Genomic DNA, 20,300 nt, shown 5'->3' on the forward strand with positions numbered 1-20,300 from the left:
CTGAACTACTTAAGAGAGGTCTCTCGTATCTTTTATTCAGCAATCGCGCCCTTTAATGGAACAAAAAGATTTGAATTCCTGTTATAAAAAAAGGATCAATTTTGAACTCTCTCCCAAAGTTGATCCCTTAACGATTTAGAAATCCCTTTGAGAATGTTTATATACATTCAAGGTAACCAGCCAACTAATGACAATGATTCCTGAAAAAAGTAATAACAAATTACTATACAGATAAGTTGACTGATCAACTTCCATAGGTAACAACCTTTGATCAAGTAAGGGTATGGATAATAAACCACCTACAATTGCAATACCTGTTCCCTCTGATAAAAAGCTGGTAAAGTTAAGCAAACTCATTCCAGCACCAGCTTCCTGCTGTTTCAAGCTACTTGAAACAATTGTTGATATAACTGTTTTGGTGAACGAAAGCCCACCTAAAACAAATACGATTATAATTGTCATGAACCATGATGTTGTTTCTAAAAGAAAGGAAGCAGTTAAAAAGCTAACAGAAAGAAATGTAACTCCGATGTTTAACACGTATAAAGGACCTCTTCTATCAACAAGTATCCCACCAATGTAGCCGAAAATAATGACACTCATTGTTCCAGGGAAAATAATTACACTTCCGATTTCGGCAGTACTTAGCTGGTGAACATCTTTCATCATATAAGGAACCATAGAGACAAACCCTGCTACTGTTCCAAATATAATTCCCCCACAAAGAACTCCAATCATAAAAGGTATATTTTTCCCTAATCCGGGATCAACAAAAGGATCTGTTACTTTCCTGATATGTTTTACAAATATCAGGAATGACAGCACGCTAACGATAAGAAAAGAAATGCTATATGATGTTGTAAACAACATAAAAAATACAATGCCTACAGACATTAGTATAATTCCTTTGATATCAAAATGACCTTTTATCCTTACTTCTTTCTTTAATAATTTCATAAGAAACGGAACAGTGATAATTGTTATCATAGGAATGAGTAGAAGATAGGACCAATGAATATAATGGGCTATCATTCCACCAATCGCTGGACCGACTCCTTCTCCCATGGCTACTATCGATCCAATAAGACCAAATGCTTTACCCCTATTTTCCTTTGGAATATAGCGCGCAACTACAACCATTACGAGTGCTGGAAATGCAGCTGCACCAGCCCCTTGAATAAAACGAGCCATAATAAGTAAGGAAAAGAAAGAATGGCCAACAAACCCAATTACCGACCCGAAACAATTTATTATAATTCCAAATAGGAGTAACCTTTTGATGCCTAATTGATCAGATAGCTTTCCATATACAGCTGTTCCAATGGAAAAGGTTAACATAAAGGCTGTGTTCACCCAGTTTGTACTCGCAGGTGGTTTATTAAAATCATTTGCAATATCAGGTAATGAGACGTTCAAAACCATTTCATTTAATACGCTAAAAAAAGATAAAATGCAAAGCCAAATTAAAATTTGGTTGTGTCGTAAATTCGATTGTGAATAGGATGTATTCACATTTCACCCTCCAATAATGAGGGCAGACGTAGTTTATAGGGTTAATGATACGCTTCCCTCTTTTAATTGAACCCTGTTACATTCATTTCACTTCATAATTAATTCCTCCTTTACACTTTAATTCAAATCTTTATTAAAAAATATTTCATCTTATTTAACAAGAAACCATATTTATATAACAACATAAAATACACTAAGTTATTTTATTGAACATATATCGTACTTTATCTATCCGACTATTTGGACGACGGGGCTGGCAAACAGGTTCACCGGTAGTAACATGGTACCCTTTTAACTCTGTTAAACAAACACTACGTCCATTTGTAAAGAAAGTTAAATCACTACGATATTCTTGAATACACCGAGCAGGGATTTCTCCACTAAGAATGACCTCATTATTTTTCAATTGAGTGTCTACGATGTTCGCACAATATTTAGGAGCATCGTTGTATGCTCGTGAAAGATATTCCTGTGGCGCATAAATTTTAAAACTAAGATATGGCTCTAACAATTCTGTTCCAGCTTTTTTTAAGACTTGTTCCAATACAATAGGAGCAAGCATCCGAAAATCTGCTGGGGTACTAACAGGGCTATAGTATAAGCCATACTTAAAACAGATTTTACAATCCGTCACATTCCAACCATATAATCCTTGTTCGCAACCATAGCGTATCCCTTCCATAACTGCATTTTGAAATGATTGATTTAAGTATCCAAGAGAAACCGAGCTCTCATACTGCATTCCACTTCCCAACGGAAGCGGTGATACAGATAAACCAATGGAAGCCCAGAAAGGATTTGGCGGCACTTCGATGTGAATGGTATATTCTGCATTTTTTAACGGTCTCTCCATATAAATGACTGTAGGCTCTTTTAGTTCTATCTCCACATGATACTTTTCTTGCAACAGTGCACTAATCACTTCCATTTGTACTTTCCCTAAGAAAGAAAGTATAATTTCATGTGTCGTAGAATCCACATAATATTGTAGAAGCGGGTCACTGTCGGAGATTTCTAAAAGTGCATCAAGTAACATTTCCCTTTGTTGAGGTTTGCTCGGTTCAACAGTTGTTTGCAGCAGAGGGAGCGGATTTTCAATTCTCTCTCTCTGTGGCAATAGCTTTGTATCTCCAAGAACACTATTTAGCTTCAAAAACTCATTTTGCAAAATAACAATTTCCCCGGAATAAGCCTTATCAATTTTACATAATTCACCATTTATTGAAGTATACATTTCTGTAATTTTTATTTTTTCCTTTTCCGATATTCTAACCGAATCCCGCAAATGCAGGATTCCGCCATAAAGGCGTACATATGCAAGACGTTGTCTTTCTTCCGAATATTCAATTTTGAAGACATTTCCGCAAAGTTCAGACTTCTTTCTGTATGTTGATGAATAAAATTTATTCGTTATCACTTCTATAAGCTGCTCAATCCCTATGTTGCTTTTTGCGCTTCCATGATAAACAGGGTACAAGGAGCAATTCTGAAATCTTCTGATTTCCTCTTGTTCGAGTTCTAATGCTTCTAATGATTTACCGGACATATATTTCTCTAAAAGGTCATCATTTCCTTCTATTACCACATCCCATTGCTCAGGTTCCGTACAGCTCATCACACACATATTAGGGTGCAGCTCTACTTTCTGTTTGATTATAATTTCCATAGAAAGTTTCTCTTTAATATCCTGATAAACCGTTGATAAATCAATTCCATTTTGGTCAATCTTATTGATAAAAAAGATTGTGGGAATCCCCATTTTCCTAAGTGCATGAAATAATATACGAGTTTGTGCTTGTACGCCATCTTTTGCAGAAATCAGTAGAATTGCCCCATCTAAAACTGATAATGAACGATATACTTCTGCTAAGAAATCCATATGTCCTGGCGTGTCTATGATGTTCACCTTCGTATTTTCCCACTGAAAAGAGGTTATTCCTGTCTGAATTGTAATTCCTCTCTGACGTTCTAAAAGCGTATTATCCGTCCTCGTTGTACCTTTGTCCACGCTTCCTAATTCTGTAATCGCTCCACTGTTATATAATAAGCTTTCTGTTAAGGTAGTTTTTCCTGCATCAACATGAGCTAAAACTCCAATATTAATAATTTTCATGTGATTTTCCTCCATTCAAAAACCCAAAAGGGCATAAAAATCCCAGTGATAAATACTTTTATCACTGGGATTTTTATGCATAACCATAGGTATACAAAGCATACAGATATTCTCTGGATACTTTAGAATCACATGATAAAGGTATTCTTAAACTGGGTACAAAAAACTAAGCCCTCCTAAAAAAGGACATCTAATTATTTGTTCCTGCTATCAAATTGACAGTTTATTTAAGAATACCTTGCCGCATATTTATTAACTCCTTTTAAATAGTCACTTAAATAATAGCACGTAAGAGCATATTTGTAAAGGAATCTCCAATTTTTTATCAAAAAGAGTACATGATTACAAAGTATCTGTAATCATGTACCAATATTTGTTATTTTACAATCTTCCAATTACTCCCGTTCTTTTCAAGTACCAAATCAAATTGAGATACCTGCGTTGCTTTGGTCTGCTGGTCGATATACTCCACTGTCAGCGATACCGTGACTTGATTATCCTTACGATTGTGAATAGGATTTACCAGTTCTTGAAAGATGTACTCTTTTCCGATTGGTTTTAATATCCCGTCATTCACATAGTAGGAAAGTTCACTGGCTGTCGCTGTAGGATAGAGCTTGAAGAACGTCGTTAAAAACTCATTGATTTCATTGGTTGTAATGGAATCAACCGTCCCCTCACTTTCAATGGCTTTTGGTTTATAACTTGATTTCTTAGGTATGTTGGTAATGGTCGGATTCTTAACCAGTACCATATTTCCAGAACCATCTACATAGACACTCACTATATAAGCAGAGTGGACGGTCTTTGTATTTTCTCCCTCTGTAATGAGCTGGTCTACACTGTAGGTTACATTAAACTCATTGTCGCCAGTTGGCTCTACCGTCCATATCTGAAATCCTCTTACAGAAGACGATACAGGAATATCTTTGCGTACTGTATCAACATTGAGAGCTTGAAGTTCATCTGTCAGATAGCCTTTTAGACTTTCCATTCGATTATCAATGGACTTATCGGATTGCTCCCATGAATAGTAGACTTTCGCAAAGTTCTCTACAAAATTTTCTACATGATGAGTATCAACGTATTCCTTTTCTATGATAGTTGTTTCGTGAATAGTATGAGTATCTATAGCTGTAAAGTGCTTGAATATCGCAAAGCTGAAACTAAGCCCTAAAAGTACCCACAAGGCAATCACAACCTTTTTATGAGGATTGACCTTATAGACACGAGGTTTCTTTTCCTTTGGTATCTGTTTTTCTTTATTCTGATTTTTTCTAAATTTCATCATTAAATCTTCCTTTCTCATTGTTTGATTCGTCCTGCTCCCACTAAATGCTGTTGCCAGTAGGGGCTTGTTAAGTCGGCATAACCGATTGGGTCGCCTGCATGAAACATACGGTTATTGCCAAGGTATATCCCAACATGAGTAATATAAGAGCCAGCGTTATAGGTAGAATGAAAGAAAACCAAATCGCCAGCTTGTGCTTCCGATAGTGGGATATGCTGGGTCACATCATATTGCTGTTGTGCGGTTCGTGGTAAGTTAATTCCAGCTTTTCCATACGTCCATTGTGTCAGTCCGCTACAATCAAAAGAAGTAGTCGGGGAAGCTCCACCGTAAACGTATCGCCAGCCCTCATATTTCAGTGCTTCGTCCATGATGGCTTGTACCGTATCATCATCAAACTCTGTTGTGACAAGATACTGCGTTACCAGTTGCACATAAAACATATTGCCATAGTTGTATCGCCAGCCCCCATTGATAGGTATGGCTATGGGATTGGGGTAAGACACTTTTTCGCCACCTGAATACTCTTTTGAGAAACTTTGAGCCAGTTCAAAGGTATATTTATTTCCACGATTAGCCACATACCCTAAGAAACCACCACCATAATTGTAGGACTGGATAACCGATTCTAAATCTACACTGAGCCTTTCGCTACTGGCTAATAATTCACTGAAATACTTCACACCTTGCTTAATGGATTCTTCTGTACTCAATGAATTAGGTGGAAGACCGAGGGATTCCGAGGACTGCATAACATCTTCCGCAGTACCGCCCGATTCCACCTGTATAATCGCAAGAAGTATGTTGACATATTCTTCAACGCCATATTCTTTGGCATATTTTTCTACCATAGGCTTATGAGCCAGCACTTCTGCGGAAACATTCACACCTCCATAATGAATATTGGAAATTCCGCTGTCCTGTTCATCTGAAAATAAAATGGCAACAAACAGAAGCAGTGAGAAGACCATCAAGAATAGCCCAGAACCACCAATCACTAAAGCTTTCAGTTTCATGGTTTCTTACTGCCTTTCTTGATAGTGGCGGATTTTATTGGTGGTCTATTTCTAAGGTTTTGGCTTTGAACTCTTTGAACAGTAGACGGACGCTCTTTTGTGACTGGACGTTGTGAAGCTCTGTCTGCTGGTGTAGTTGAAGTTGCTGGCTTTTGAACTGTTCTTTCTTGTGTAGTACGGTTTTGTCGTTCCGCTTTTAAACTTAAAGAATCGGACTTAACTGCTGGACGCTCCTGTTTGGCTTGTTGAGATTCCATGCGTGAAGTCTGAATAGAAGATTGTTTTGCGGTCTGTCCATCATGAGATTGTTCTTGCTTAGTAGCTGGTCTTTCATGAACGGAAGAAGCTGGCTGTTTTTTCTGTTTGACCTGTTCCATTTCAGAGCGACGCTCTGCAATGGTTTTGCGTCTTTGTTCCTGCTGTTCCTTGCGTCCGCTGGCTCTGTCTGCTCTGGTTTGAGAAATACTGGAAGTTAGGTCACGAACATTTTCTTTTGCTTTGGATTTTCCTTGATACACTGCATATCTTGCATTGGTCGGAATATCCTTAACCTGTTCTTTGAGATTACCAGCAGAATCAACGATTTTATCTTTGGTATCAGCAACTGCTCCGATTGTTTGTCCGATACGTTTTCCAAGTGTTGATTTTTCCTGTCCGTCTGGACGGGTGTGATCTGCTTGTGTCCTACCAGAACTACCCGACTGTCCTTGTTTTCCTGTAGCACTGGCAATGGCAGAGCCAGCACCTAAAGCTGTCATGGAGCGTCCAAGTTTACGCTGTAGGCGGTGCATATGAGCGTGCATAAGCATACGAGGTTTTCTCATCACACGACTTCCCACACTTTGAGAATCGTTGCTTTGAAGCGAAAACATACTCATTAAATCGCTCAGTTTGAAGTAGATTCCTGCAAAGGTCACAATCTGTAAAAAGGCAATCAAAAAGAACGGATAACCAGCCGATAAGGTATAGAGCATGGTTGAAATACTAAAGGCTGTCGTAATAATCAGCGTGATTCCAGCTCGTGTCAAAATGGTATTAAAGAGTTTGATAATGGCTCGTTTTGACATACCATCAAAGGACGGAATCATGCTTAAAATAAAGCTCACAGGCAGAAACATGGCATAGATGATAAAAAGTACCTGCGAGAAAATCATGATTCCTGTTAGTAGGAATACGAATATAGAAATCCCGATATTGAATACAAAGAGAAAGAAGACTGTACCCAAACGGTTAATAGTTTTTGTAATCGTCATGTTCACATTGTTTCTGTCTTCGATTTCTTCTGCTACAATTTTTTCTCTGTCTTCTCCATTATTACTGTCTGGACTGGTTGAAAGTAGACTTTCCACACGGTCAGCACCAATACTTTCAATGTCTGAACTGTTGTATTGAAGCAGTAGCCACGGTTGCTGAACCTGTATGGAAAACAGGCTATCTCTGATTAAGTCCACGCTGTCCTTGCCTTGACTATCGGAATGGGGCATGACAATCTTCGTGCCAAGTGATAAACTGGCATTACTGATGTCTGATGAAAAGTCATTGATTTTTTTAATGTAGTCGGGAGCGTAGGCAATAAAGGAAGCCGATAGGATAAACACCAGCACAAAATTCATAATGGCATGAATTGCCTTTGTGGTTTCTCTCTTTATCAGTCCCGTATAGGCAACATAAACCCCAAGAACCAAAATCAAGAGTAAGAGGAATCCAACATAGAAACCCTCTGTTGAAAATCCGTTTGCACTCACACCAGCTAAGGTCTGCATATTCTTACCAATGGAATCTGCTGTAGCGGAAATGAAGTCTAAGGAATAGGCTTCCTGTACTAAGTAACCTGTCGCATTGGAAACATACAAACTGATTGTCCAAATAAAATTGGTAATGGCATATAGTCCATACATGACCTGTTTTCCAATCCCGTCCGACCAGTTCCACGGAAGCCAGCCCCAGCTATTATCCACATAAAAATCCAGTTGATAGTTTTCAAGTGGGTATCGGCTGTATTCATTTGCCACATTGACCGTATCATCTACCAAGCCCGCAGCTTGAACCACCGTTCCCAGCATGGCTAAAAGAAAAATGGCAATCACAAGTGTGAAAGCCACTGTCATTGCCACTTTACCTAGACGTTTCAGCGTCCAGTTTGATTTTATTCTGTTTACTATTGATGGTTTCACATTTACACCTCTTTTCGCACAGGTGGTCTGGTATCAAAGGCATGGAGCAGTTCTTCAAATACAGGGTGGAACTGTATCACACCGACACGACCATATAAATCACTGATAAGGCATTGCCCGTTTTCCAAATCACGCAATCGCTTCTGATTGTTTTCGTCCTCTGGGTCTACACCAAAAAAGGCTAAGGTCTTTTTAATCTCGTTAAGGTCAGTGGAACGAAATGCAAATTTTAAGCCGAGGTTATTTTTCAGTTTTTCATCTAAGAGGTCGTCTGTATTTTGGGTCACGAAATATACCCCAGCGTTCATAGCACGACCAGCCCGAACCAGCTTCATAGATAGTGTTTTTCCTTGTGCTACCTGTAAAAAGCTCCATGCTTCGTCTAAATCTACAATCTTGAAAATGCTTCGGTCTGTATGGATAAAGTCTAAAGCAAAGGTACTAATGACAATCAGCATAGCAACGGATAAAAGCTCCATAGTGGTATATTCCTCAAAGGAAGTTTCCTTGTCGGGAAGTACCAAGTCCGCAACCTGTATAATGTTCAGTTGTTTTTCTAAGCTGATAGACTGCTCCACATAACCATTACTGAATAATAAATGTGCAAAGTCATAGTCTGTAAAACTTTCGATATGGTCGGCTATACTGGTACTTAGTGGCGTATTCTCAACCCGTAATTCCTCAATCACTTTCATCAACCCTCGTACTTCACTATTGGTTACTGCACGAATGGCTTTTCTAAGGATTGGGAAGCGTTCCCCATCACGAGAGGAAATCCCCGTAAGGAATGTCAGAATATCAATAGCCAGTGATTCAGAATCTTTGGGATTTTTCATAATCACATAAGGGTCAAGTAAGCCTTTGTTTTTCTCATCAGAAGTCAGAGTGACGATATTGATTTCATGGGAAATCTCTGGCAAGGTTTCTTTCCATCTGCCACGTTCTGCTTTTGGGTCTACAATCACTGCTTGTGCCCCATAAAGCACCGCATAATAGACGATAAGGTTATTCGCAAAGGATTTACCACCACCCAGCGAACCAACAAAAGCCGACGCTAACGCATTGGTTACTGAACCCTTAACCCCTTGACTGGCAAGAGCAGGTTTCAGATAGACATTGCGTCCAGTATCTAAGCTGTAGCCAACATAAATCCCCTCATTTTCCCCCAGCATTTGAGTAGCACCAAAACCTAAACCAGCGAGGAAATCAGAGGTCACGTATTGAATATAATCATTCATATAACGCTTGCTGGCAGGTAAAAATTCTTCATGTAAGCCGAGCATATCCCCAAATGGTCGTACCAGTTTTACGCTTAAATCGTCATAAAAATCTTTCACTTCATTACAACGACGTTTGAGTTCGTCAAGATCATTTGCTGATACCCTTACCACATAAGACAGCTTGTACATAGATTCCTTGCTTTGGTCTAAATTGGTTTCCAGCTCATTCACACTTTCCAGAGCTTCCGCCACATTGGAGCTGGTTTCATTATCACTTTGCCAAGCGTGGTTATCCAAGTCTTTCAGTTCTTTCTTTTTATTGCGGACAGTAGATAGGGCTTTACGATTCGCTACAATTTCCACATTCATTGACGTATCAATCGGGAATGTAAATTGCTGTTGCTGGTAGTAGAAGATTTCAGAGGACGGGAAGTCCAGTTCTCCGACAATGCTGTTAATGGTAAAGTAAGCTACATAGACGGTTTCATCTTCCTGCTGGATTTTCAAATATCGCTGTTTTTCTTCCACCAAACAGCGAGTAGGCTTAATCAAGTCATAGTATTTAATCAGCGTTTCATTATCCAGCTTTTTCTTTGATAGATGGTACTCATACTCTTCATAGGCAGTGCCTGTCTGTCCGTAAAGGTGTTCAATCAGATAGCCGAAGTCGTCCTTATCTAACCTGCGGATTTTGAAACGACGAGAGATTTTATTTTCTAAGAGCTTTTCCATCTTCTGAAAACGCAGGATTTCATCATTACTCATACTAACAAAATCGCCCATCAGCTTATGGTTCACATCATAGACAAAATCAGACAAAGCATTTTTTGCTTCAACGGTAAGACTTTTCATAGAAAACTCCTGATCGTTGAGAAGCAACTTAAAGCCGATAAAGAAACGGTAGTTCACTTGATTTTCGCCAATCATGGATATTAAAGCGTCTGTCTGTTGGTCGATTTTGTCATAGGCAACCGCTTTGAGCTTGCCAGTGACTTCATTTTTGGAACGCTCTTGTGCAGAACGTATGCTGGATTCTGTACTGATTTGTAAAGCATGAATTTTGCCATCACGATTTTGTGCGATAAGCTGTCTGAAAGAATCATGCACTTGTATTTTCTGTTCTGGACTTAGAAATGAGTAATTGTAAGGAACAAGCTCATAGTAAGCATAACATTCCCCGTCTTTATTCCAGACGAGATTGTTTTCAATGTATTTAATTGGATATGCCATAAAATTCACTCCTAACTGCTGTAATGGCTTCTTGTGGCTGGTTTCTGCCAAGCGTTACTTTTTTTCCTGCATAGGTCAGCTTTGGTCGCAGTGCATAAGCAATGACAGACTTCAAAAATCCATAAGGCTTTTTACCATCAAAAGTTTTTGTAGACATAAACCATGTGAAAGCCACAGGAATCCCAAAGTATTTGAGAAATGCTCCCTCTATCATGGAAAGAGGGGGCAAGTTGCCAAGTATCATCACTGCAAAGAGTGACACGACAAACCATGTCATTTGCGTAAAGGTTATGGGAAACGGAAGTCTAAAATCATTGATAGAATACAGTACCTTTTCCACAGACCAGATACTGGTATAGCTTCGTATTTTCTTCATGTAATCAATCCTTTCATAAAAAATAGGGGTAGCTGATTGAGCCACCCCGTAAAATAGAAAATCTGCCAGTAGTAATGTACCGACAGATTTAATAGACGATTTCAAAAATCCCATGATTGGTTGAGATAAACGTTCCTGAAAGGTCTAAATCCCGACCATAGGCTTGATAATCAATATAGTTTTGAAGACTAGCTGGTACTTCGCCTAAAGCACCCGTTTCTTCAATGTAGTAGCGTGCCACGTCATACATATCATCACAATCGGAATGAATGATAATATCCTCTTGATGTTCGCTTAGTTCTTCAATGCTTGAAAAATGAGTGAGCAGAGCAGATAGCTCCGATTGTAATTCTTCGGGTAATTCCGATACCATTTCCCATAGTCGATTGAGTTCGCCAATGGAAGTGTATTCGTCAACCGTAAAGGGTAACTCGTAGTCATGAATGGCGTATTCCTCATATTCATCATTCAAGCCGATTTTCTCTTTGACTTCCTCAAAGTCAATGGGAAAGGTAAACCACGCACCGACCAATTCGCCCTCATTGTATTTGCCTAAATTCGCAATATAGACTTGCATATCGTCCATATATTCACGTCCTTTCTTTGTAGAGATTCAAAAATCCCTACCGCACTTCGTTTGGTGTACCATTCCTTTGCGGAACATAAGAAAACCACTTATATTCCACAAAAGAACGGTTTTATTTAAGCACCAATAATGCGATTGAATAGCTCTAGTAAAATGTCTTTTACTCCAGCAGCGTTGAAGACTAAGCCAACCGCAATAATCGCAATAATTAAAAAGCCAATCAGTTTGCTAAACTCACGCTTGAAGCCAAGATACAAGCCAATCACAACGATTGCTAAAAGCACCAGTGATTGAGCGTTTGATAGAAACCAGTTATAAAGGTTTTGTCCAAAATTCATAAAAATGTTCTCCTCTCTATATTCAATGAATTTGTATTTGAGTTATTTTTTTGTTGTTATCACGTCCTGTTCTTTTACTGACTGTTGCTTCAAAATCTGCTTGTGTCGGTCTGTCAGTTTCGCATGGTCGAGAATGTCTTTTACAACCTGCGTCTGGTTGATTTCATCAAGTTTAATCGCAACCTTTAAGGTCGGGGCAACTTGATGAGATAGCCAGTTCAGCGTCCTTTGGAAGGAGTAAGGCTCTGGTTTTGTGGTTAGTTTTAATCGTTCACGATTGTTCCCAATAAACCAAGCCCATTCTTCATTCAGTTTCCAATCAGAACGAGGTTTGGAATCGTCTTTATCTACAAAACGGATATACCGATTGATAATTTTAAAGGCGGTATGCTCTGGATTGTCATAGACGAGTAAATCACGGACTGCATAATAGGCACGCTCATTTTTCAATCGAATCTCAAAACGGTTTTTTACTTCTGCGTCTTCAATGGGAATATCATTTTTCTTGTACTGCTCGTAGTCCTTTTCATAGATACAGAAATAAACTTCACTTTGTAATGAACCGATATAGAGGGTGTTTCCCATACATTCCTTTTCCTCTTTGCGTACCAGTTCGCCACTGCGATAGCTTTTAAAACTGCGGAAGACGGAGATACATTCTTCCTGTTGGCACTTTTCAGTGAGTACAGGGATATTTAAAATCCCTGTCTTATCGTTAATGGCAAGGTCAAGGCGTTTCATCACACCGCCAGCCACCAAAACGTCCATAAAGAACTCATACCAGCTTCTTTGTTGTGCCAGAAGATAGCTTTCAAATTGTCTGCACCCACGACCTTTCAATTCCACCAGAACTCCTTTGTCCAGTTCATGGGAGCAAAGGACGAATATGTCGCCTAAAGCATAATGCTCTGAATAAGAATAGAAACCATAGTCCTCATGAAGAAAATAGGACAGTTTCAGTTGTAAGATGTTTTCGACCACCTGCTGTACGTCTGTTGTCGGAAAGCGAATTCTTACATAATCAAACAGCATTTCAAGGGGAGCGTCGGGATTGAAGCGTTCCAGAGCTTCCCAAAGGGACTGCTGTAAATCCTCTGATGGCTTGACTTTTCCTGTTTCAATATCGCTTAGATACTGCCTTGTAATACCAGTCGCAACAGCTAAACGGTTTTGAGATAGTCCATAAGCCAAGCGTTTTTCTTTTAAATGCTGTAACCAAGTTTGTTCATTCAGTAAAAATCCCTCCAATCAAAAAGGCGTATGTCAACTTTTAAAGCCCATTTGACATACGCTGAAATTTTGTAAATCCCTTGTAACCAAAGGATTTTCTAATGTTTTTTTGACTGTTTCCTGTCGATTTGTACCCCCCTGTTAGATACGGGGGGTTAAGTGCTGGCGTGGCTATTGCCACACCAGCCAGCAAGATCAGTCCACACCTGCGACTTCCGCTTCGCACGTCGCCTGCGTGGACTGTCTGCTGTTGGATAACTTTTTAATTTCCTCCAAGAAATCATATCCTTTTGGTACAAGGGGAGTATAAAACTCTGATATGACACTTGTTCCTACATCAACATAGCCACGACCTTTGATTCGCTTTAAGAAGAAATCCTTTTGTACGTCACTGCCAAACATCATGCCATAGCCCATTTCAGACATACGACCTAAAGCCACTCTGAAATTAAACTGATCACGGATTCCGTCGCCTAAATATTTTGCGTCTGGACGTTGACAAGCCAGTATTAGAAAGAAGCCAGCTTGACGACCTAACATGACAATCTGTTTCAGCTTATTCATAACTGCGGTGTTTTCTTTTGTTCCCAGCATTTCCATGAAAGCGACGTATTCATCAAAGATTAAGAAGTGTGCCGGGAGACCTAAGTAAGCATAATTTTTGCCAGTCTTATAGTTCTTCATCTGCTTCATTTCCTCACTACGTTTCATCATTTCTTCATAGAATGTTTCAATGCAAGAAAGCAAGTCTTCTTTTCTATAGTAGACATTTGCCATCACAGAACCTAAGTCCGCAAGATCAGCATTTTTCGGGTCAAGAATATACAGTTTTGAATCTGTATGAAGCAAGGCTTCAATCAGTGTCAGTATAAAGTAAGTTTTACCGCCACCTGTACCACCAGCAATCAACATATGAGGGAGCTTATCATATTCCCACCATACGTTTTTCATTAAGCGAAGTTTACCATCTTTAGCTTCTACTTCATCAATAGAAATACGACTGGCTATGGTGTCATAGAGCAAAGTATATTCCACATAGGAATCCTTTAACTCTTTATCCGTCAGCTCACAGTACAAGCCACTCTCTAATTTCTTTTCCAAGTGTAAGAGTTGGTCTTGATATTTTCCCAGCGTGATTTCCACCCGTATCTGTATCAAGCCATTTTTAAGTCGATAATACATTTTAGGGAAGTAGGTTATCTTTTCCTTTGTACGACCAGCACTATCTTTAAAGAAACCCTCTGTTTTGACCTGTTCAGATTCATACCACTTGTTTTCAAGTATCATCTTTGCCAGTTTTTGACGGTGGTAAAGTTGTTTAACCGTATCATAGCGAACCCGTTTGAATACAAACGCTACCAGCAAGCAGATAAGAATTGCGACACTGAAACTGATAATTAAATAGGGAATGTCAATCTTATCTGCTTGTGATAGGTTAAAATCCTGCCAGTTGATCTGCTGGATTGTCTTCACATGAAACAGTCCGACAACCAGCAGGAAAACAGGCAGGAGTGACGCTATCGTAAAATGAAAGACTAAATCTTTACCAGATGGGCGAATCCTTTTACCACGCTGTTTCATGCGAAAAAGTCTCCTTTCTACCTAGCGACTATTTGTCTTGTGTCGGTTCTTTCTTTGCTTGTGGTTGAGCTTTGAATGAACTAGAATCCTTTGTCAGCACAATATCGTCTGCCTTGATATACCAGTCAACATCTGCTCCTTGATAGGTGGCAGTAGCAACGGTGTCCGCAATGGGATTGATAAGTTCCACCCGTGCGTTATAATCAAACTCTTTCAAAGGCACGCTGGCAGGAATACTTACTTGAATCATGCGTCCTTGTCCTTTGGATTTTAAGTCATAGGTACGTTCCTTGATTTCATCTGAAACCGACCCGTCTTCATTTTGGATTCTCACTTCACGACGTAGAGCAGAGAATTTCAATTCTCCAAAAGTCGTGTCTTTATCTAATACAATGCCATTTGCTAATCTCATCATTTTTCCTCTCTTTCTTTATTCTTTTATCATGTCGTCAGCATGTAAAAGGTAATTTGTAAAACCACGAGTGCCGATTTTGTAGCCCTCTGCGGTAATACGTGGATTGACTAACTTCACACGTTCCTCAAAGCCGAAATGTTTTTCGCCAGCTTCAGCAGGAAGCACCACCACAATATCATCTGCTCTTTGAACATCAGAATAGAGATTATAGCTTCTTGATAAGACAGTTAGCCGTCCGTTGATTCTTCGCTGAACGACTTTATCCTCGCCAGCAAATTCTAAATTGCCGAATGTTTTTTCCATGTTGGGAATCACAAATTTAAGTTCCATATTTTTACCTATCCTTTCTTTTTTATTGGCTGAATGAATGTTTGATGGTCTTAAAGAGTGGGGAACGACCTTTTGATTCTTGATTTTTTGTTTTCATAAGTTCACTTCCTTTCAAAATCGGGTAAAAAAATAGACACCTCATTTTTTGAAGTGTCTACCTATTAAATATTCAAATTTTATTGGAAGTATCTTTATATCTTCACTTTTCAAGGATAAATCGTCGTATCAAAGCTCATTCATAAGTAGTAAATTAGTAGTAAATTGAGTGGTTTTGACCTTGATAAAGTGTGATAAGTCCAGTTTTTATGCGGATAACTAGATTTTTATGCTATTTTTAATTAAAAAAGAGCAATAAGGTATACCTATTTGTCCTAATATGGTTTTAGCAGTATAATTGACTTGGTGAATAGGTCATTTAAGTTGGGCATAATAGGAGGAGTAAAATGAAAAAATTTATTTATCGAGTTTTAGAAAATGACGAAGTGGTGGCTATTTTTAATGAGCAACAATATGCGCAAGATTTTATCGCTTACGAAAAGACAATTTCTGATAAGCAATTTGAAATTGAAAAAGTAGATATTGCTGATTGGTTATTGCAACCGAGAGAATTTTAGAGGTTGGTTGAAAATGGCTAAAATTGGTTATGCACGTGTCAGTAGCAAAGAACAGAACTTAGATCGGCAATTACAAGCGTTACAGGGCGTTTCTAAGGTCTTTTCAGACAAATTAAGCGGTCAATCGGTCGAACGCCCACAATTACAAGCTATGCTTAACTATATTCGTGAAGGGGATATTGTTATTGTTACTGAATTAGATCGATTAGGACGAAATAATAAAGAATTAACAGAATTGATGAATCAAATTCAAATTAAGGGGGCAACCCTGGAAGTCTTAAATTTACCCTCAATGAATGGTATTGAAGATGAAAATTTAAGGCGTTTGATTAATAGCCTTGTCATTGAATTGTACAAGTATCAAGCAGAATCAGAACGAAAAAAAATTAAGGAACGTCAGGCACAAGGAATCGAAATTGCTAAGAAAAAAGGCAAATTCAAAGGTCGTCAGCATAAATTTAAAGAAAATGATCCACGTTTAAAGCATGCTTTCGATTTGTTTTTGAATGGTTTATCCGATAAAGAAGTTGAAGAACAAACTGGAATCAATCGCCGAACGTTTAGAAGGTATCGAGCAAGATATAACGTGACAGTCGATCAAAGAAAAAACAATGAAAAGAGGGATAGTTAATGAGTACGGTTATTTTAGCTGAAAAACCAAGCCAGGCATTAGCCTACGCAAGTTCTTTAAAACAAAGCACCAAAAAAGACGGTTATTTTGAGATCAAAGACCCACTATTTACAGATGAAACGTTTATCACCTTTGGTTTTGGGCATTTAGTGGAATTAGCAGAACCAGGTCATTATGACGAAAAGTGGCAAAATTGGAAACTTGAATCTTTGCCGATTTTTCCTGATCGATACGATTTTGAAGTTGCAAAAGATAAGGGAAAGCAGTTTAAAATTGTTGCAGAACTTCTCAAAAAGGCAAATACAATTATTGTTGCAACAGATAGCGACAGAGAAGGTGAAAATATCGCCTGGTCGATTATCCATAAAGCAAATGCCTTTTCAAAAGATAAAACATTTAAAAGACTATGGATCAATAGCTTAGAAAAAGATGTAATCCGAAGCGGTTTTCAAAATTTGCAACCTGGAATGAATTACTATCCCTTTTATCAAGAAGCGCAAACACGCCAAATTGCCGATTGGTTGATCGGCATGAACGCAAGCCCTTTGTATACGTTAAATTTACAACAGAAGGGCGTACAAGGTACATTTTCACTAGGACGTGTTCAAACGCCCACCTTATACCTTATTTTTCAGCGCCAGGAAGCCATAGAGAATTTTAAAAAAGAACCTTTTTTCGAGGTGGAAGCTAGTATAAAAGTAAACCAAGGGTCGTTTAAGGGCGTTCTAAGCCCCACACAGCGTTTTAAAACCCAAGAGGAGCTTTTAGCTTTTGTTTCTTCTAAACAAGCTAAAATAGGCAATCAAGAGGGGATAATTGCTGATGTTCAAACCAAAGAGAAGAAAACGAATAGTCCGAGTTTGTTTTCTTTAAGTAGTTTGCAATCAAAAGTCAATCAGCTTTATAAAGCGACAGCGAGCCAAACTTTAAAAGCTATGCAAGGACTGTATGAAGCAAAATTATTGAGTTATCCAAGAACAGATACACCATTTATTACAGAGAACGAATTTGCTTATTTAAAAGCGAATTTTGGCAAATATAGCGGTTTTTTAGGACTTGATCTTGAAATGGTTCAAACAGAGCCTAGAAAGCGTTATGTGGACGGTAGTAAGGTACAGGAACACCACGCCATTATCCCAACAAAACAAGTACCTACCGAATCTGCATTAGCGAAAATGGACGATTTACAACGAAAAATTTATGCTTTAGTCGTTAAAACGACCGTTGCCATGTTTTTACCTGATTACTTGTATGAAGAAACCAAGATACAAACGAAAGTAGCTGATTTGCTGTTTCAATCGATCGGAAAGACACCAAAGCAAGAAGGGTGGAAAATTCTTTTCAAACAACAAACCAAAGAAGAAAAAGAGGACGTTCAAACGTTACCACTCGTTATCATTGGCGAACGTGCCGAAGTTGGTGTTAAGAGTGTTGAAAAAGAAACGCAACCGCCAAAAGCTTTTACAGAGGGTACATTATTAACTGCTATGAAAACGGCGAATAAAACGGTTGATGATGAAGAAGCAATCAAGATTTTACAAGAAGTTGAGGGGATTGGAACAGAAGCGACAAGAGCAAGTATTATTGAAGCGTTAAAACAAAAAGAATATATCCAAGTGATTAAGAATAAGCTTGTTGTAACTGAAAAAGGAAAATTATTGTGCCAGGCAGTTGAAAGTCAGCACCTTTTAACGAGTGCTGAAATGACGGCTAAATGGGAAACGTATTTAAAAAAAATCGGTAAAAGAGAAGGCAATCAAGAGAACTTTATTACGAATATCAAAAAATTCATTGTTCATTTACTGGAAGCTGTACCTAACGATATAGAAAAACTAAATTTTTCTGATTACCAGGAACAGAAAGAAAAAGAAGCAGAAAAAAGTATTGTAGGAAAATGTCCTAAGTGTGGCAACAATATTGTATTAAAAAAATCGTTTTATGGTTGTTCAAATTATCCTGAATGTAAGTTTACTTTAGCTGAACATTTTAGAAAGAAAAAACTAACCAAAACGAATGTAAAAGAATTACTGGAGGGAAAAGAAACCCTGGTAAAAGGAATCAAAAACAAAGAGAAAAAGCCCTACAATGCCGTTGTAAAAATTGGGGAAAAGGGATATATTGATTTTATATCTTTCTCAAAATAAACATAAAAGCCCTTTAAAGAGGGCTTTTATATATTAATCACAAATCACTTATCACAAATCACTTATCACAAATCACAAGTGATTTGTGATTGTTGATGATAAAATAAGAATAAGAAGAAATAGAAAGAAGTGAGTGATTGTGGGAAATTTAGGCGCACAAAAAGAAAAACGAAATGATACACCAATCAGTGCAAAAAAAGATATAATGGGAGATAAGACGGTTCGTGTTCGTGCTGACTTGCACCATATCATAAAAATCGAAACAGCAAAGAATGGCGGAAACGTAAAAGAAGTTATGGAAATAAGACTTAGAAGCAAACTTAAGAGTGTGTTGATAGTGCAGTATCTTAAAATTTTGTGTATAATAGGAATTGAAGTTAAATTAGATGCTAAAAATTTGTAATTAAGAAGGAGGGATTCGTCATGTTGGTATTCCAAATGCGTAATGTAGATAAAACATCTACTGTTTTGAAACAGACTAAAAACAGTGATTACGCAGATAAAGATAAATAAATACGTTAGATTAATTCCTACCAGTGACTAATCTTATGACTTTTTAAACAGATAACTAAAATTACAAACAAATCGTTTAACTTCTGTATTTATTTACAGATGTAATCACTTCAGGAGTGATTACATGAACAAAAATATAAAATATTCTCAAAACTTTTTAACGAGTGAAAAAGTACTCAACCAAATAATAAAACAATTGAATTTAAAAGAAACCGATACCGTTTACGAAATTGGAACAGGTAAAGGGCATTTAACGACGAAACTGGCTAAAATAAGTAAACAGGTAACGTCTATTGAATTAGACAGTCATCTATTCAACTTATCGTCAGAAAAATTAAAACTGAATACTCGTGTCACTTTAATTCACCAAGATATTCTACAGTTTCAATTCCCTAACAAACAGAGGTATAAAATTGTTGGGAGTATTCCTTACCATTTAAGCACACAAATTATTAAAAAAGTGGTTTTTGAAAGCCATGCGTCTGACATCTATCTGATTGTTGAAGAAGGATTCTACAAGCGTACCTTGGATATTCACCGAACACTAGGGTTGCTCTTGCACACTCAAGTCTCGATTCAGCAATTGCTTAAGCTGCCAGCGGAATGCTTTCATCCTAAACCAAAAGTAAACAGTGTCTTAATAAAACTTACCCGCCATACCACAGATGTTCCAGATAAATATTGGAAGCTATATACGTACTTTGTTTCAAAATGGGTCAATCGAGAATATCGTCAACTGTTTACTAAAAATCAGTTTCATCAAGCAATGAAACACGCCAAAGTAAACAATTTAAGTACCGTTACTTATGAGCAAGTATTGTCTATTTTTAATAGTTATCTATTATTTAACGGGAGGAAATAATTCTATGAGTCGCTTTTGTAAATTTGGAAAGTTACACGTTACTAAAGGGAATGGAGATAAATTATTAGGTATACTACTGACAGCTTCCAAGGAGCTAAAGAGGTCCCTAGCGCCTACGGGGAAT

At 38.0% G+C, this 20,300-nt stretch carries 18 protein-coding genes and 3 pseudogenes; 6 read left to right on the forward strand and 15 right to left on the reverse strand.

Translation table 11 applies throughout. From position 1 onward, the window contains the following. Positions 1–135 precede the first annotated feature (135 nt). The 15 genes and pseudogenes from tet(L) to HED61_RS03630 form a co-directional block, all read right to left on the reverse strand. Positions 136–1,512 (reverse strand): tetracycline efflux MFS transporter Tet(L), encoded by a 1,377-nt coding sequence (gene tet(L), locus HED61_RS03560; RefSeq protein ID WP_001574277.1) that lies wholly within the window; start codon positions 1,510–1,512, stop codon positions 136–138. A 33-nt stretch (positions 1,513–1,545) separates the two neighbouring features. Then, positions 1,546–1,608: pseudogene (locus HED61_RS17000) on the reverse strand (tetracycline resistance efflux system leader peptide). Positions 1,609–1,705: 97 nt separating this feature from the next. Continuing rightward, positions 1,706–3,625 (reverse strand): tetracycline resistance ribosomal protection protein Tet(M), encoded by a 1,920-nt coding sequence (tet(M), locus tag HED61_RS03565; RefSeq protein WP_001574275.1) that lies wholly within the window; start codon positions 3,623–3,625, stop codon positions 1,706–1,708. Between the two features lie 15 nt (positions 3,626–3,640). Beyond that, positions 3,641–3,688: pseudogene (locus tag HED61_RS17005) on the reverse strand (hypothetical protein); the annotation flags it as partial. 313 nt (positions 3,689–4,001) lie between these two features. Then, positions 4,002–4,934 carry a conjugal transfer protein gene (locus HED61_RS03575; protein ID WP_001224319.1) on the reverse strand — a complete coding sequence of 311 codons (933 nt, stop codon included), beginning with the start codon at positions 4,932–4,934 and terminating at the stop codon, positions 4,002–4,004. Next, positions 4,931–5,932 (reverse strand): bifunctional lytic transglycosylase/C40 family peptidase, encoded by a 1,002-nt coding sequence (locus HED61_RS03580; protein ID WP_001574272.1) that lies wholly within the window; start codon positions 5,930–5,932, stop codon positions 4,931–4,933. Before HED61_RS03580 ends, HED61_RS03575 begins: the two co-directional genes overlap by 4 nt. After that, a complete protein-coding gene (locus HED61_RS03585; RefSeq protein WP_001574271.1) occupies positions 5,929–8,106 on the reverse strand; it encodes a CD3337/EF1877 family mobilome membrane protein in 2,178 nt (725 codons plus the stop codon). The genes HED61_RS03580 and HED61_RS03585 overlap by 4 nt, the downstream gene beginning before the upstream one ends. Before the next feature lie 2 nt (positions 8,107–8,108). Continuing rightward, the gene (gene tcpF, locus HED61_RS03590; RefSeq protein ID WP_000331160.1) at positions 8,109–10,556 is read right to left on the reverse strand and encodes a conjugal transfer ATPase TcpF; all 2,448 of its coding nucleotides are present in this window, start codon (positions 10,554–10,556) and stop codon (positions 8,109–8,111) included. Beyond that, positions 10,540–10,932 (reverse strand): conjugal transfer protein, encoded by a 393-nt coding sequence (locus tag HED61_RS03595; protein WP_000723888.1) that lies wholly within the window; start codon positions 10,930–10,932, stop codon positions 10,540–10,542. The genes tcpF and HED61_RS03595 overlap by 17 nt, the downstream gene beginning before the upstream one ends. Positions 10,933–11,020: 88 nt before the next feature. Beyond that, positions 11,021–11,518 carry an antirestriction protein ArdA gene (locus HED61_RS03600; protein ID WP_000342539.1) on the reverse strand — a complete coding sequence of 166 codons (498 nt, stop codon included), beginning with the start codon at positions 11,516–11,518 and terminating at the stop codon, positions 11,021–11,023. 116 nt (positions 11,519–11,634) lie between these two features. Continuing rightward, positions 11,635–11,856: a hypothetical protein gene (locus tag HED61_RS03605; RefSeq protein WP_001009056.1), complete on the reverse strand. Its 222-nt coding sequence runs from the start codon at positions 11,854–11,856 to the stop codon at positions 11,635–11,637. Between the two features lie 42 nt (positions 11,857–11,898). Beyond that, the gene (mobT, locus tag HED61_RS03610; protein ID WP_000398284.1) at positions 11,899–13,104 is read right to left on the reverse strand and encodes a MobT family relaxase; all 1,206 of its coding nucleotides are present in this window, start codon (positions 13,102–13,104) and stop codon (positions 11,899–11,901) included. A gap of 177 nt (positions 13,105–13,281) precedes the next feature. Next, positions 13,282–14,667, reverse strand: coding sequence for an FtsK/SpoIIIE domain-containing protein (locus tag HED61_RS03620; RefSeq protein ID WP_000813488.1), 1,386 nt, complete (start codon positions 14,665–14,667; stop codon positions 13,282–13,284). A 28-nt stretch (positions 14,668–14,695) separates the two neighbouring features. Then, positions 14,696–15,082 carry a YdcP family protein gene (locus HED61_RS03625; RefSeq protein ID WP_000985015.1) on the reverse strand — a complete coding sequence of 129 codons (387 nt, stop codon included), beginning with the start codon at positions 15,080–15,082 and terminating at the stop codon, positions 14,696–14,698. A 15-nt stretch (positions 15,083–15,097) separates the two neighbouring features. Further along, positions 15,098–15,412, reverse strand: a complete 315-nt coding sequence (locus HED61_RS03630; protein WP_000420682.1) for a YdcP family protein — start codon at positions 15,410–15,412, stop codon at positions 15,098–15,100. Between the two features lie 443 nt (positions 15,413–15,855). Between HED61_RS03630 and HED61_RS03635 the strand changes: the two genes are divergently transcribed. The 6 genes and pseudogenes from HED61_RS03635 (at position 15,856) to erm(B) (ending at position 20,176) form a co-directional block, all read left to right on the forward strand. Further along, positions 15,856–16,026: a hypothetical protein gene (locus HED61_RS03635; protein WP_000713595.1), complete on the forward strand. Its 171-nt coding sequence runs from the start codon at positions 15,856–15,858 to the stop codon at positions 16,024–16,026. Between the two features lie 13 nt (positions 16,027–16,039). Continuing rightward, a complete protein-coding gene (locus HED61_RS03640; RefSeq protein ID WP_001062587.1) occupies positions 16,040–16,657 on the forward strand; it encodes a recombinase family protein in 618 nt (205 codons plus the stop codon). Further along, on the forward strand, positions 16,657–18,801 hold the full coding sequence (locus tag HED61_RS03645; protein WP_013438841.1) for a type IA DNA topoisomerase: 2,145 nt from the start codon (positions 16,657–16,659) through the stop codon (positions 18,799–18,801). Before HED61_RS03640 ends, HED61_RS03645 begins: the two co-directional genes overlap by 1 nt. A gap of 205 nt (positions 18,802–19,006) precedes the next feature. Beyond that, positions 19,007–19,176 (forward strand): annotated as a pseudogene (locus HED61_RS17040) (MLS leader peptide). 48 nt (positions 19,177–19,224) lie between these two features. Further along, a complete protein-coding gene (locus HED61_RS03655; RefSeq protein WP_104775479.1) occupies positions 19,225–19,314 on the forward strand; it encodes a 23S rRNA methyltransferase attenuation leader peptide in 90 nt (29 codons plus the stop codon). Positions 19,315–19,438: 124 nt separating this feature from the next. Next, positions 19,439–20,176 (forward strand): 23S rRNA (adenine(2058)-N(6))-methyltransferase Erm(B), encoded by a 738-nt coding sequence (gene erm(B), locus HED61_RS03660; RefSeq protein WP_002292226.1) that lies wholly within the window; start codon positions 19,439–19,441, stop codon positions 20,174–20,176. The last annotated feature ends 124 nt before the right edge of the window (positions 20,177–20,300 follow it).

The sequence above is a fragment of the Enterococcus gallinarum genome (genome assembly GCF_021496385.1).
GTDB lineage: Bacteria > Bacillota > Bacilli > Lactobacillales > Enterococcaceae > Enterococcus_D > Enterococcus_D gallinarum.